The organism is Parasphingorhabdus sp. W113 (genome assembly GCF_055693205.1).
In genome coordinates this window covers 3,337,011-3,350,713 of sequence record NZ_CM146328.1, presented here as the reverse complement: position 1 = coordinate 3,350,713, position 13,703 = coordinate 3,337,011, and the positions used below count along the sequence as shown (strand labels likewise).

Annotated in this window: 14 protein-coding genes; 4 read left to right on the top strand and 10 right to left on the bottom strand. The window is 58.9% G+C overall.

The window, feature by feature from the left end; genetic code table 11:
* Nucleotides 1-2 precede the first annotated feature (2 nt).
* On the top strand, nucleotides 3-812 hold the full coding sequence (locus tag ACZ1GS_RS16225) for an NTP transferase domain-containing protein (protein ID WP_472696205.1): 810 nt from the start codon (nucleotides 3-5) through the stop codon (nucleotides 810-812).
* On the opposite strand, the gene ACZ1GS_RS16220 is transcribed toward ACZ1GS_RS16225, so the two are convergent.
* Together ACZ1GS_RS16220 and argE are read right to left on the bottom strand one after the other, a co-directional pair.
* The gene (locus tag ACZ1GS_RS16220; RefSeq protein WP_472696204.1) at nucleotides 809-1,615 is read right to left on the bottom strand and encodes an SDR family oxidoreductase; all 807 of its coding nucleotides are present in this window, start codon (nucleotides 1,613-1,615) and stop codon (nucleotides 809-811) included. The two genes, ACZ1GS_RS16225 and ACZ1GS_RS16220, sit on opposite strands and share 4 nt — an antisense overlap.
* A 4-nt stretch (nucleotides 1,616-1,619) precedes the next feature.
* Nucleotides 1,620-2,756, bottom strand: a complete 1,137-nt coding sequence (gene argE / locus ACZ1GS_RS16215; protein WP_472696203.1) for an acetylornithine deacetylase — start codon at nucleotides 2,754-2,756, stop codon at nucleotides 1,620-1,622.
* Nucleotides 2,757-2,979: 223 nt separating this feature from the next.
* Here argE and ACZ1GS_RS16210 point away from each other — a divergent pair, with 223 nt between their 5' ends.
* On the top strand, nucleotides 2,980-3,369 hold the full coding sequence (locus tag ACZ1GS_RS16210) for a GAF domain-containing protein (protein WP_472696202.1): 390 nt from the start codon (nucleotides 2,980-2,982) through the stop codon (nucleotides 3,367-3,369).
* Between the two features lie 8 nt (nucleotides 3,370-3,377).
* Here the strand turns inward: ACZ1GS_RS16210 and ACZ1GS_RS16205 are convergent, their stop codons facing one another.
* Nucleotides 3,378-3,671, bottom strand: a complete 294-nt coding sequence (locus tag ACZ1GS_RS16205) for a hypothetical protein (protein WP_472696201.1) — start codon at nucleotides 3,669-3,671, stop codon at nucleotides 3,378-3,380.
* A gap of 394 nt (nucleotides 3,672-4,065) precedes the next feature.
* On the opposite strand from ACZ1GS_RS16205, the gene ACZ1GS_RS16200 reads away from it, so the two are divergent.
* Nucleotides 4,066-5,229, top strand: a complete 1,164-nt coding sequence (locus ACZ1GS_RS16200; protein ID WP_472696200.1) for an Acg family FMN-binding oxidoreductase — start codon at nucleotides 4,066-4,068, stop codon at nucleotides 5,227-5,229.
* Between the two features lie 8 nt (nucleotides 5,230-5,237).
* Nucleotides 5,238-5,723 carry a MarR family winged helix-turn-helix transcriptional regulator gene (locus ACZ1GS_RS16195; protein ID WP_472696199.1) on the top strand — a complete coding sequence of 162 codons (486 nt, stop codon included), beginning with the start codon at nucleotides 5,238-5,240 and terminating at the stop codon, nucleotides 5,721-5,723.
* Nucleotides 5,724-5,825: 102 nt separating this feature from the next.
* Here the strand turns inward: ACZ1GS_RS16195 and ACZ1GS_RS16190 are convergent, their stop codons facing one another.
* The 7 genes from ACZ1GS_RS16190 to aroQ form a co-directional block, all read right to left on the bottom strand.
* Nucleotides 5,826-7,673 carry a DUF885 domain-containing protein gene (locus ACZ1GS_RS16190; RefSeq protein ID WP_472696198.1) on the bottom strand — a complete coding sequence of 616 codons (1,848 nt, stop codon included), beginning with the start codon at nucleotides 7,671-7,673 and terminating at the stop codon, nucleotides 5,826-5,828.
* 127 nt (nucleotides 7,674-7,800) lie between these two features.
* Complete coding sequence (locus ACZ1GS_RS16185; RefSeq protein ID WP_472696197.1) at nucleotides 7,801-8,502, bottom strand: prolyl hydroxylase family protein; 702 nt, start codon at nucleotides 8,500-8,502, stop codon at nucleotides 7,801-7,803.
* Nucleotides 8,503-8,511: 9 nt separating this feature from the next.
* The gene (locus ACZ1GS_RS16180; RefSeq protein ID WP_472698161.1) at nucleotides 8,512-9,798 is read right to left on the bottom strand and encodes a metal-dependent hydrolase family protein; all 1,287 of its coding nucleotides are present in this window, start codon (nucleotides 9,796-9,798) and stop codon (nucleotides 8,512-8,514) included.
* Nucleotides 9,799-9,946: 148 nt separating this feature from the next.
* Nucleotides 9,947-11,155, bottom strand: a complete 1,209-nt coding sequence (locus ACZ1GS_RS16175) for an RcnB family protein (RefSeq protein ID WP_472696196.1) — start codon at nucleotides 11,153-11,155, stop codon at nucleotides 9,947-9,949.
* Between the two features lie 148 nt (nucleotides 11,156-11,303).
* Entirely contained in the window at nucleotides 11,304-12,656 is a 1,353-nt protein-coding gene (accC, locus tag ACZ1GS_RS16170; RefSeq protein ID WP_472696195.1) for an acetyl-CoA carboxylase biotin carboxylase subunit, read from the bottom strand.
* A 13-nt stretch (nucleotides 12,657-12,669) separates the two neighbouring features.
* Nucleotides 12,670-13,158: an acetyl-CoA carboxylase biotin carboxyl carrier protein gene (gene accB, locus ACZ1GS_RS16165; protein WP_472696194.1), complete on the bottom strand. Its 489-nt coding sequence runs from the start codon at nucleotides 13,156-13,158 to the stop codon at nucleotides 12,670-12,672.
* 34 nt (nucleotides 13,159-13,192) lie between these two features.
* The gene (gene aroQ, locus ACZ1GS_RS16160; protein ID WP_472696193.1) at nucleotides 13,193-13,645 is read right to left on the bottom strand and encodes a type II 3-dehydroquinate dehydratase; all 453 of its coding nucleotides are present in this window, start codon (nucleotides 13,643-13,645) and stop codon (nucleotides 13,193-13,195) included.
* Nucleotides 13,646-13,703 lie beyond the last annotated feature (58 nt).

Here is a 13,703-nt window from a genome sequence, read left to right as displayed (position 1 = left end):
CCATGGCAGCGAATGTTGTCATCCTTGCCGCCCAACGCCCGGGGGTGATCGACCCGCTCGCAGCCGATCATCACGTCTCGCATAAATGCCTGATCCCGGTCGCTGGCAAGCCGCTGATCGCCCATGTTCTGCGCCGCCTGGCCAGCCACCCCGAGATCAGGGAAATCCGGATCGCGATCGAACCGATAGCCTTTGCCGATATCCGCATGATCCTCGAACAGACGGCCCGGGAAACCGGTTTCGCAGCCCGCCATATGGCCTGCGTCCCGGCAGCGGACAATCTCACGGACAGCGTGCAGGCGGCGATGGCACAGCTGCCCGACGGTGCGACGATCATCACCACCGCCGACAATGCCTTGCTAACCGACGACGCGATAGATGCGATGCTGGCAATGGTCCCGGGAGAAGCGGATGTCGCCGTGGCTCTGGCGCCCAAGGCGGCGGTGCTCGCGGCGCATCCCGATGGCCAGCGGCGTTTTTACAAATTTTCCGACAATCGCTATTCCAACTGCAACCTCTATGCGCTGAGCGGACGGGAGGCCTTGTCTGCGGCGGAGATTTTCCGAGGCGGCGGCCAGTTTGCCAAGAAGGCGGAACGCATTATCGACAGCTTCGGTGTCCTCAACTTGTTGCTGTTGCGAAGTGGCTGGATCAGCTTGCCGGGTGCGATGCGGCGAGTGTCCCGGCGGATCGGATTGACGCTCAAGCCGGTGGTACTGGCAGACGGGCGCAATGCGATCGATGTGGACAATGAACGGTCTTATCGGATCGTCTCGGGACTATTGGACGCGCCGGCCTCCGGAGCCGGCTAGATTTCAACCAGCCCCTGTTCGAATTCTGCCATCCGGTCGCGCATGACCTGCTGGGTGTCGCCATTGTCGGTCGCGCAAACCAACGTGCCGCCGCCGTCGGCCATGATGCGTTCTATGTCCGGCCACATCGCGTCTGGCGAACGTGCTGCGCGCCACATGCCGGCAATTTTTTCATCCATCCGGCGCTCGCCGCCAAAACGATCCGGTCGGGCTTTGGCGCCATCCCAGATTTCGGTGTTGAGCAAGCCCGGGCACAGGATGGTGGTTGCGATATCCTGTGCCGCCAGCTCGCCGCGCAACGCTTCGGCAACCGCCATCGTGCCATGTTTGGTCGCGGCATAAAGCGGAAAATCGCCCTCCGGCGGTCGCAGTGCTGCGGTCGATGCCGTAATCCCGACATGGCGCGGATCGCCATCGAGCAGCGGAACAAAGGCCTGGGCGGTCCAGATTGTGCCCAGCACATTGACTTCATAAGCCCAGCGCACCTGATCCGGTTTGCCGTTGAGCAGCGAGGCTCCCACGCCAACACCGGCATTGAGCCACAGCATGGCAAGACCGCCTCGATCCCGCCGAAATTTCTCCGCAGCGGTCATGGTGGCGTCGCGATCGCTAATATCGAAGACCAGGGGAAAGGCATCGCCGCCGATAAGCGCGGCGGTCTGTTTGGCGGCGTCTGCCCGAATATCCTGAACCGCCACCACCATGCCGGATTCTGCCAGCCGGGTGGCCAGCATGCGCCCGATCCCATCCCCAGCGCCGGTGACCAGCGCCGTGCGGCCTGCAAAAGCCTGTAATCGAGTCATTGGCTCACTCCTTTTGCAATATTTCCGCCAGACGCATCATGAAGTCGGCGCCGCGGACAAATTGATCGACGCTGCAATATTCATCGGGTTGATGGGCCTGTTCGATGGACCCGGGCCCACAGATGACAGTGGGAAATCCGGCCTGCTGAAACTGTCCGGCTTCCGCCGCGTAAGACACGACGCCAGCAGGGCTGTTATCGCCGGTCAGCCGGCGGACAAACGCCTCCGCCGCATCACTGCCATCGGGGCGCATGGGCGGCGCGTTGGACAATTGGGTGACCGTCACACCAGTGCCGGGAAACGCCTCGCGCAATTGCGTATCCAGCGTCGCGGCCTTGGCCTTGAACGGGCGCAGCACCTGCTCCGGATCAACGTCTGGGGGACAGCGCAGGTCGAACAGGAAGCGCGCATGGCGGGCAAGAATATTGGCGGCCGTTCCGCCTTCCATCTGGCCGATTGTCAACGTGGCATGGGGCGGGACAAAGGGTGAGTGCGGATCGGCATCTTCCCATAGCGACCGAGCCAGTTCTGCCAGATCATGCATCAGGTCCACCGCCACCATATTGGCCGACACGCCGAGATGAGTCAGACTGCTATGCGCTTCATGGCCGATAATCTCGACTTCGTGGACGCAAATGCCCTTGTGCCCGGTAATCACTTTCATGCTGGTCGGTTCGCCGATAATCGCCATGGCCGGATCGGGCAATGTGCGGGCCAGCTCGGCGATCATCGCCGGTGCACCCAGGCAGCCGACTTCCTCATCATAGCTGATCGCGAGATGGACCGGTCGGGCGCCCTGCCGGAATTGCGGGACGCCGGCCAGAGCGAGCGCGATAAATCCTTTCATGTCGCAGGTGCCGCGTCCGAACAGCCGGCCGTCGCGTTCGGTGACGGTGAACGGATCGCTGGACCAGTCCTGGCCGTCGACCGGTACGACATCGCTATGGCCGGAAAGAATGATCCCACCCGGACGATCGGGACCGATGCTGGCATAAAGATTGGCTTTGGAGCCGTCGCCATTGCTGACTCGGGTCGCCGAGATTCCGTGATCAGCCAGATAGTCTTCCACCCAGCGGATCAGCGCGAGATTGCTGATTCGCGATGTCGTGTCGAAGGCAATCAGCGAGATCGAGAATCGCACGGGCAGACGATAGCAACGGATTTGTCATGTTTTTCGCATAGACAGGCGGTCGGCAAAAAGAAACTGGGTTACAAAAAGTCTTTATATTTCAGCTATTTTACATTCTGTTACGGATTAGACATTGGATAATTGGCGGATTCTCGTTAGCGACATGATCATGGTTAATCGGTTGTTTACAGATTTTTTTGTAAAGCCTTCTGAGACCAAGGGTGGCATTTGACATATGAGTAGACATATTTCGATCGAACAGGACTTGGCAACGCTGGCGCATATGGCCGCGCGTCTCCTGTCGGTTCCGGTGGCTACGATTACTGCCTATGGCGAAAATCCCGACAATCATGATGATGGTGAAACGATCGCGCATACCGCGATTTCCTGTCATGACGGCTGGGCCGAACAACATCCGGACATCGATCTACATCAACTCGGCAGTCCGCGCACTGCAGTGACGCAGCATCTTGGATGCTATGCTTCGGTGCCGTTACGCAATGCTGATGGATCCGTGGTTGGCATGGCCGCCTGTGCGGATGATCAATTGCGGGAATTAGGCGATGGGGAGCTTGCGCTACTGAAACATGTCGCCGGGCTCGCAGCCGCCGTCATTCGCAGCTAACGCCGCAATCAGGCTTCAACATCCGCGCATTGTAATGCCGCCTTGCCACGGGCGGTGATCATCGTGTCGAGAAACCGCGGCCCTGATCCTTTACCGATCAGGAATGCCTCATAGAGGATCATACCATTGTCGCTGAGATGCTGGACCAGATCGACAAAGGCGACCTGATCGTCTTGGCGATCACCCTCGGCAATGACATCTGGTGTCACTGTTGCGGCGGATGGCCAGGCTTGGTTGAGAGACCCAAGCACATAGCGCTCGGCTGAGGACAGGGTCTCTTCGGGGGAATAAGCACAAGTCATTTTCAGTTAAAAACCACATCAAATAAAGTATGCCCCACTCGCTTTGATTGCGTTAACCTTTATTAAACGAAAAAGTTAAAAAAGGGTTAACAAACTTTCGGCACCTCTCGGCTCAATCTCCGCTTGCAAGCTATCCGGAACTGCCTGTAACCCAGCTTAGAGCAGGGTTTCTAGACTATTTCACAACCCTTAACGAGAAGCGGTTGCCGGGGACCAAAGACCGACATGACGCCCTTAACGCCAGACGAGTTGAATCCCAGGGCTCTTCGAAGGGCGTCAGTTGGCGGGCTGAGTCTATTGGATCACGCGGATCCAGAGGTGCACCAGCCATGATTGACAATCCTGCCACTTATTAATATAGATATCTAATAATTAGATAACAATGGAGAATGACATGGTGTCGCGGCGACAGGTTCTGGTTTCAGGCGGTGCATCGCTGGTTTTAATGGGTGGGGGTCTGGCTGGCTATGTCGGCACCCGGTCGATCACCCGGGCCCAGCAACCCTGGCGAGACGCGGCCGCGGGTTTTGGCGATCCCCGGCTGGATGCGCTCGCTTATGCGATCCTCGCGCCCAATCCACATAATCGGCAGCCATGGCAAGTCCGGCTGGACGGAGATTCTGGCTTCACCCTCTATTGTGATCTTGAAAAACGCCTGCCCCACACGGATCCGCCGAACCGCCAGATCATGATTGGCTTTGGCACGTTCCTCGAAGCGTTCCGGCAAGCGGCTACTGAAAAGGGCTATCGCACCGCAATCACACCCTTTCCCGAAGGAGAGCCGCAACCGGTGCTTGATCAACGGCCGGTCGCGTCGATCCAGATCACCGCCGATCCCGCGGTTGCGAAAGATCCTTTGTTCGCCACGATCCTGAACCGGCGCAGCACCAAGGAGCCGTTTGCACCGCGCGCCGTGCCGGTCGACGAGCTTGCGATGCTACAGGACATGGCGTTTGCCGGCTTGCTTGATCAAGGGCTCTCTTTCCAGACCACCAGCGAACCCGATCAGGTCGCCCGTCTGCGCGATCTCACCTGGCAAGCCTGGCAAGTGGAATATGATGTCCCGCGGACGCAAAAGGAAAGCGTCGATCTGATGCGGATCGGGGCCGCAGAAGTGAATGCGAACCCGGACGGGATTGATCTGAGCGGACCGATGATCGAAACGCTCGCGCTGACCGGTATTGTCTCGCGGGAAAATCTCGCGACCAAGGGCTCTCAGGCTTATGATTCCGGAATATCCATGTACAAGACCATGCTCGAGGAGACTCACAGTTTTGCCTGGCTGGGTTCGGCGGACAACAGCCGGGCCGCGCAACTGCAGAGCGGCATGGCCTGGATGCGGATCAATCAGGCCGCCCATAAAAACGGTCTCGCGCTGCACCCGGTCAGCCAGATCTTGCAGGAATTTCCCGAGATGGAGAATCTCTACGCGCAATTTCATGATGCGGTCGGCATTACAGCACCAGCGCGGGTTCAGGGGTTGTTTCGGCTCGGCTATGCCGCGCTTCCCGAGGCTTCCCCGCGATGGCCTGTGGAATCCTTCATCCTGAACGCCTAAAGGGAGTTATGACCAGCGACACCGAATCCTATACCGCAGCGCGACCCGCCGGACTTTCCGGCGACCCGATCGAATTTGCGGTGATGACCGAAATCGGCATAATCAATCAGTTCGCCCAGACCCTGTTTGAATCGCGCATGCCGGATGGCATGACAGTGGCGCAATTCTCGGTGATCAATCATCTGTTGCGGCTGGATGTACAACAAACCATCAGCGAACTGGCAAGCGCAATGCAGGTGACTCAGCCAACCATGTCGTCAACCGTCCGCAAGCTCGAAGACAAGGGACTGATTGATCTGATTCACGACCCGGATGACCGCCGGGTGCGACGGGTATCGGTGACCGCTGCCGGTGCCGCTGTCCGGACCCAGGCAGTGGCTGCTCTGGCTCCGATCGCTGACACGCTGCGCGAGGACTTGCCCGCTGCGGAATGGGAGGCGCTGCTGCCCCGGCTCGCCCGCATGCGCGCCATCCTGGACGAGATGCGACCCTGACGGTTTACGAACCGAAAAAAGCCCCCATGCCATGATATCAGATAATCTAATGACTGGCATGGGGGCGAAGATCGTGCGGAATCAGAATCCGCGGGACAGAGGCTAGCGCGCCGCGGCGATCCAGTTGTCGATTTTCTGTTCGAGCACTGTCATCGGCAAAGCGCCGGTGTTGAGCACTTGGTCATGAAATTCGCGCGGATCGAATTTATCACCCATGCTGTCCTGGGCCTTTTTCTTCAGCCGCTGGATCGTCAGCGCGCCGATTTTATAAGCTAGAGCCTGCGACGGAATAGCGATATAACGCTCGACTTCGGCCGTCGCATCGGTTTCACCCATGCTGCTATTGTCGAGCATATATTTGATCGCTTGCTCGCGGGTCCAGCCCTTGGAATGGAGCCCGGTATCGACGACCAGCCGCATCGCGCGGAGCATTTCGTCATCCAGATGACCAAAGCGCTGATAGGGGTCGTCAAACAATTCCATCGGGAAGCCAAGCTTCTCCGAATAGAGCGCCCAGCCCTCGACATAGGCGGTATTGCCGCCAAAGCGCATGAAATTGGGCAGCGACTCATTTTCCTGCGCCAGGGAGATCTGGAAGTGGTGACCCGGTGCGCCCTCGTGCAGATAGAGGGTGGTCATGCCCGATGTGTTGCGGGATGGCAGATCATAGGCGTTGAAATAGAACACGCCGGGCCGCGATCCGTCCGGGGTGCCGCTCTGATAGGAGCCGCCCGCCTGGAATTTCTCGATCGACTCGTCATAGGGCCGGATTTCAAGCGGCGATTTGGGCAGGACCTTGAACTGCTCGCTGATCCGCGCGTCTACTTTCTTGCCCAGTGCATAATAGCCGTCGGTCAGGGCCTGTCGTGATTCCGGGTGGAATTTCGGATCGGTGCGCAAATGGGTGAAAAAGTCCGACAGGCTGCCTTCAAACCCGACTTCGTCCTTGATCGCTTCCATCTCGGTCTTGATCCGCGCCACTTCGCTGACACCAAGTTCATGGATATAGTCGGCTTCGAGCGGCAATGTTGTCGTGCCCTCGATCAGATGTTTGTACATCTTGTCGCCGCCCTTCATGTAGGACAGGCCGACGCCTTCGCGCGCGACCGGCAGATATTCGTTTTTCAGAAAATCATGCATTTTCTGATAGGTTGCGAAAATCTTGGTGGTCATGTCCGCATATTCGGCGGTCAGCCGTTTTTTATCGGCATCGCTGAAATCTTCGGGGAAGTTGCGGGTCGGTGCGGTGAACGGGCTGTTCTCCAGCCCGAGACCGATCTGGGTTGCGAGCTGCTCGATGACATTGCCGATGGTCAATTTGGTTTCGACCACGCCGCTGTCCATGCCCTCGCGGAACCGCCCGATTGAGCGTTCGGTCATGGTGATGAATTCGGCATGCCGTTTCAGATTGTCTTCATAATTTTTGACCGTCTTGAATGGCGCGGCGCCCTTGCCGGACGCAAAATTCGGATAGAAGGTGTGAAAGCCGCTGAAATGGTTGAGCGGACGGACAATGGTGAGATCCATGATCTCTTTCGACATGCCCTTGATCGCCTGGTTCTTGGACCGCTTGAAAACATCATAGGCAATTTTGTCCGTGGCGTTGAGCTTGTCGCGATCAATCGCGTTGAGCATCGCCAGTTCCTTCTTTTCGGCGGCCAGCTCGGCGGCGAAATATTCGTCGCTGATATAGTCGCCCAGCCGGTCGGCATAACGCTGGTCGCCGCGGAACAGCGCGCCAATCGGATTGCGGCGCAAACTGTCTTCATCGCTTTGCGCGAACAGCTGTTTCAAACGGGCGCTCTCGGTCATGTCGGCTTTGGCGGCGCTGTCACTCTGGGCGACGGCAGCGGTGGCCGGCAGCGGACTGGCGGGACTGTGCGCGAGCGCGCCCGAAGCGGTCGCAAGAAGGCTGGTGCCTGCGAGCAGGGGGAGTGTTTTGAAGATCATGGTTTTTCCCTATTTTGAAAAGCTGTTATGCATGGCTAACACGGGTTGGTTTCAGCTGCAACGAGTGTTCATGTCGTTGGTCGAAGCCGGTTGACGGTTGGTCGGTCCGGGCTTGCCGAACGGGAGATTACTGGACCCAGAGGCCTTTCCACCGGTTCAGCCGGAACCATTTGGTGATAATATATTTGGTTCCCTTCTCTACCGGTGTCCCCGCATGCAGCGTGTTGAGATTGGGGCGGCCATCGAGACCCATATTGTTCCAGGCGAGCAACATGCCCTTGCGCGGTTCAACCTGATAATCGAGCTGCGGAAAGGCGGTTGCGCCGCCTTGTTCGGGTTCGTTGAGATAGACCATCGCCGTCCATGTCCGCTGGCCGCCATTGGTCGCCTCGACTTGCCAGTAATCCTCGGATTCATGAAAAAAATCATGGTGATCCTTGAACTGTTGGCCAACCGCATAGCGTTGTCCCTGCAGGGTTTCGCTATGGCTGTTGTCGAGCTGCATCAGATCGCAAATCGCCTGATCGATTCGCTGGATATCGGGATCCTCGGCATTGACGTTGCAACTGTAGCTGGTGCGATAGCCTTCCCGTTCGGTGCCCTTGTACAGACCGGACGGAGTGGAATCCGCATCGATCATCGCGATGAGCAGCGCGCAGTCGGCATCGGACAGGAAATTTTGATGGACGTAAAGTTGGGCATGCGGGCTTTCGAGCCATTGCACGCGCGGATGGGCGTTCAAGGCATCGGTCACCTTCCGGCCGATATCGGCCATCCGCTTGGGGCTGTTATATTTGACGCTTTCCCGCTTGGAGATCTTACGCTGCATCGTGGCGGTTCACTCGATTACGCGGCCGCGGACCATCACCCAGTCGACATTTTCGAGGACGGTGATGTCTTCCAGTGGATTGCCGTCAAAGGCGATCAGGTCGGCGGAATAGCCGGTGGCGACCCGTCCGATCTGATTGTCCATCCCGAGCACCTTGGCGGCGCCTGTCGTGGCGCTGATCACGGCTTCCCTGGCGGTCAGTCCGTGGCGCATCATCAAGGCAAATTCCTCGGCGTTGCGGCCATGATCAAACACCCCGGCATCGGTACCAAAGACCACCGGAACCCCCATGTCCTTGGCCATGGTGACCGCTTTTCCAACGGTCCCCAGAGTCTGGCGGATTTTCTCTTCCACCACTGGCGTATAGATGCCTTTGCCAAGGCCTTCGCTGACGCCCTGAAACGCCATCAGCGTCGGAACCAGAGCCGTACCATTGGCCTTCATGACCTTGAGCGCGGCTTCGTCCGCAAATGTGCCATGATCGATCGTGTCTATCCCAGCGCGGGCAGCGGCTTCAATACCGCGGGCGCCGTGGGCATGGGCCATCACTTTGAGGCCCAGCGAATGGGCGGTGTCGGCTATGGACTGCATCTCGGCATCGGTAAAATGCGCTTCGAGACCCCGGCCTTGCTGGGACAGGACCCCGCCGGTTGCGGTGATTTTGATAATGTCTGACCCGGCGCGCGAAGCCTTGCGAACCTTCTCGGCGCATTCGACCGGGCCGGTGCAGCTATAGCCGCTGGCCAGCTGGTCATTGATCGACTCGGTAAAGCCGGTCGTATCGCCATGACCGCCAACAATCGCTAGCGCCGGCCCGGCGGCGATAATCCGTGGTCCCGGGATGACGCCGTCAGCCGTGCCCTTGCGCAGCGAAAAGGCGGAATATTGCGATGATCCCGCTTCGCGCACCGTGGTGAAGCCGGCCTTGACCGTGAGCAGCGCATTTTTCGCGCCGATAACCACGCCCCATTCGGTTGGCTCCGTGGCCTGTTTCCAGAAATCGCCGCCCGGATCTCCGGTCAGATGCACATGCAGGTCGATCAGACCGGACATGACGGTTTTGTCGGATAGGTCGATAGTTATGGCGTCCTGAGGGATTTCAGTGAGCGCGGCATTGCTGCGCGCGATCTCAACGATCCGGCCATCCCGGACCACCACGATCGCCGGACCCGAAAGGCCATCTTCCGCGCTGGTCATCAGATTGCCAACCGTGATGACCTGAGTCTCGGCCAGCGCGACTGGCGCCGCCAAGGGCATCAAGAAAAGTGCAGCCAGCACCGACAGAAAATTTCGCATCATCAGTTCCCCAGATTATTTCCCCCTGTCTGCGAGCAGTGGGCGCGGGTTTCAAGGGAAAATGTCGTCCGGGGTCAAAACAGACCAGGGCCCGCAATCCGTTCCGATTGCGGGCCCTGCTTGACGAAGCCTTTTGAATGATAGGGCCTTAGTAGAAAAAGTCGTAGATCACGTCGACCACTCGGCCATCATAGGTATCGATCAGCAACACATCGTCATAGTAGCGGATCCAGCGGTAGCCGCCATAAGCCGGGGGCAGGCGATAGCGCCAGGGATCGTTGATCCAGTAGCGCGACCCGAAGAACGCGGTGCCGAGATAGACGCCGACATTCCAGCGCCGGTAGCTGTGGTTGCGATAAGGCGAGTAATAGCGCCCGATCCGATAATGGTTGCGGTTGTTATACCGGTAGCGCTTCCAGTCATAGCGCCGGTCATTCCGCCAGCTGCGGTTCCACCGGCGATAGTCGCCGCGATTGTTGCGGTAGCTGTAGCGGCGCTGGTCGCGATAGCGGCGATCAATCCGGCCGTCACGGTTGCGATCGACCCGGCGGTCGACCCGACCATCCCGGTTGCGATCAAAGCGGCGGTCTATGCGGCCATCGCGATTACGATCGAAGCGGCGATCCACGCGACCATCCCGGTTGCGGTCACCCCGCACGATGGCTCTGCGATTCTCGCGATAGCGGCGATCGATGCGGCCGTCGCGATTGCGATCCACCCGGCGGTCGACCCGGCCATTATTGTTGCGATCAAAGCGGCGATCGATCCGACCATCGCGATTGCGATCGAAGCGACGATCGACCCGGCCGTTCCGGTTGCGGTCGCCGCGTGCGGCGGCCCGGCGATCAGCCCGTATGTTGCGATTGCGTTCGTTGCGCGCGGCGCGCTGTCCGCGCTCTGCCCGATTGGCACGACCGACATCGGCGCGGCTACGACTGCCAGAAAAGCCGCGATCAATTCTGCCATTTTGCTGGCGCACCGAGCGGCGTTGCTGCCGCGATTCGGCGCGGTCGCCCTGGGTACGGACATTAGCATTGCCGCGATTGGCCCGGCGCTCCGATCGGCGTGCGTCGCGATTGCCACGATTGGCCTGACGGTCTGTCCGGCGCGCTTCGCGGTTGCCACGATTGGCCCGGCGATCGCCATTGCCTCTTGCCTGGCGGTTGGCGCGCCGTTCAGCGCGACCGTCCCGCTGCAGCGCAGCTGAACCGCTAAGGTCGACCGGGATTATAATATTGGCTGGGGGCGCAGCCGGACTGCTTTGCTGCGGCGCCACTGGTGCAATATTGGCAGCGCTGGCCGCTGCGGGCGTTAACATGGTGGCTGCCATTAAGCCGGCAATATATAATAGACGCATGGCGATACTCCTCTTTCCAGCGACTCCATTTGCCGCATCTCTGGAACGAGTCATAGTCTATTAACCCTGTCCGACAGCTGAACTTGCCTGTAATATTCAGGAAAGAATCGACTTATATGAACAAATTTACTGCGCGTGCGTGTGTATTTTACGCGTCCTGATCCTTTTCCAGCCATTCTTCGAGCCACTTGATGGTGTATTCACCAGACTGGAATTCTTCATCATAAACAAGTTTCTGGTGCAGCGGAATGGTGGTCTGCACGCCTTCGATGACAAATTCGTCAAGCGCGCGGGCCAGCCGCATCATCGCGCCGTCGCGGGTGCGGCCATAGACGATCAGCTTGGCGATCATGCTGTCATAATAAGGTGGAATGGAATAGCCGGCGTAAAGCCCGCTATCGACCCGGACGTGCATGCCGCCTGGTGGGTGATAGCCGGTGACCTTGCCCGGAGAAGGCGCCCAGGTTTTCGGGTTTTCGGCATTGATCCGGCATTCGATCGCATGGCCGGTAAATTCCAGCTCTTCCTGGGTCACCGATAGATCGCGGCCATCGGCAATGCGAATCTGTTCGCGGACCAGGTCAAAGCCGGTGATCATTTCGGTGACCGGATGCTCGACTTGCAGGCGGGTGTTCATCTCGATGAAGTAGAATTCATCATTTTCGTACAGAAATTCGATCGTACCGGCACCACGATAGCCCATGCCTTTCATCGCCTGGACACAGACATCGCCCATCCGTTCGCGCTGTTCGGCGCTGATCACCGGGGACGGGGCTTCCTCGAGCACTTTCTGATGGCGGCGCTGGAGCGAGCAGTCGCGTTCGCCGAGATGAATCGCATTGCCGCGACCATCGCCAAAGACCTGAAACTCGATATGGCGCGGGTCGCCGAGATATTTCTCGATATAGACGGTCGCATCGCCAAAAGCGGCTTTCGCTTCGGTCCCGGCCTGTTTCATCTGGGTCTCGAGCTCGGCCTCGCTGTTGACGACCTTCATGCCGCGTCCGCCACCGCCGGAGGCCGCCTTGATGATGACCGGATAGCCGACCTCTTCCGCGACCTTCTTGGCTACCGCAAGTTCGCTGACCGCGCCGTCCGAGCCGGGGACCAGCGGGATGCCCAGTTCGCCCGCGGTCTTCTTGGCTGCGACCTTGTCGCCCATGACCTTGATATGCTCGGGCTTGGGGCCGATCCATTTGATATCATGCGCTTCGACCACTTCCGCGAAATGGGCGTTCTCGGACAGAAACCCGTAGCCGGGATGAATCGCATCGGCGCCGCTGATCTCGGCGGCCGAAATAATCGCCGGGATGCTGAGATAGCTGTCGGTTGCCGGCGGCGGGCCGATGCAAATGGCTTCGTGCGCCAGCCGTACATGCATAGCGTCTTCGTCGGCGGTGCTGTGGACGGCGACGGTTTCGATACCGAGTTCACGGGCGGCGCGCAAAATCCGCAGCGCGATCTCACCGCGATTGGCGATCAGGATCTTGTTGATGGTCATGCAGCTGCGCTCATCATGCAATCACGACCAGCGGTTGATCAAATTCAACCGGCTGTCCGTTCTCGACCAGAATGGCTTTCACCGTTCCTGCACTGTCGGCCGCGATCGGGTTCATGACCTTCATCGCCTCGATAATCAGCAGCGTGTCGCCGGCGGCAACCTTGTCGCCGACGCTGATGAAATTGGGAGCTTCGGGATCGGGGGCGAGATAGGCGGTACCGACCATCGGCGATTTCTGGGCGCCGGCATGATCGTCCGCCGGAGCTGCTGCTTCTGTCGGCGCCGCTGCGGGAGCCGGAGCCGGGGCTGCAGGTGCCGCTACTGGCGCAGCGACAGCGTGCATTGGCGCGCTGCCCCCGGTGCTGCGCGAAACGCGTATCTTGCGGTCGCCGTCCTCGACTTCAATTTCGCTGAGGCCCGCATCATCCAATATCCCGGCCAATTCCCGCACGACATTAATGTCGACGTTCATATTGCCATCGGTTTCTTTCTTTGCGGCCATACCCGGTTCCTATGTTGAAATTGAAAAGGTGATTCTAAAATTGTTGAACGGCGTCGAGCGCCAGTTGATAACCCAAAGCACCAAAGCCGCAAATTGATCCTTTTGCAACCGGTGCGATCAAACTCTTGTGGCGAAACGCTTCCCGCGCGGCCGGGTTGGACAGATGAACTTCAATAACCGGCGTTGCGACCGCCTTGACGGCATCATGGAGCGCAATCGATGTGTGGGTCAGCGCTCCCGCATTGAGAATGATGCCGCGTGCGCCGTCGGCCGCGGCTTCGTGGATCCAGTCGACCAGATGGCCTTCATGATTGCTCTGGCGAATGTCAACGCCCAGGCCCATCGTTTGGGCGCGATCTTCCAGCTGCCCGGCAATGTCGTCGAGCGTCTCGTGGCCGTAAATTTCGGGTTCCCGCATGCCCAGCAGATTCAGATTGGGTCCGTTCAGAACGAAAATGGTCGTGTTCTGGCTATCCTGTTCCGGCAAGATAATGCTCCCCTTATCGCGCTTTTGGTTGCGGCACTGGTGACCTCTTTATATGGCT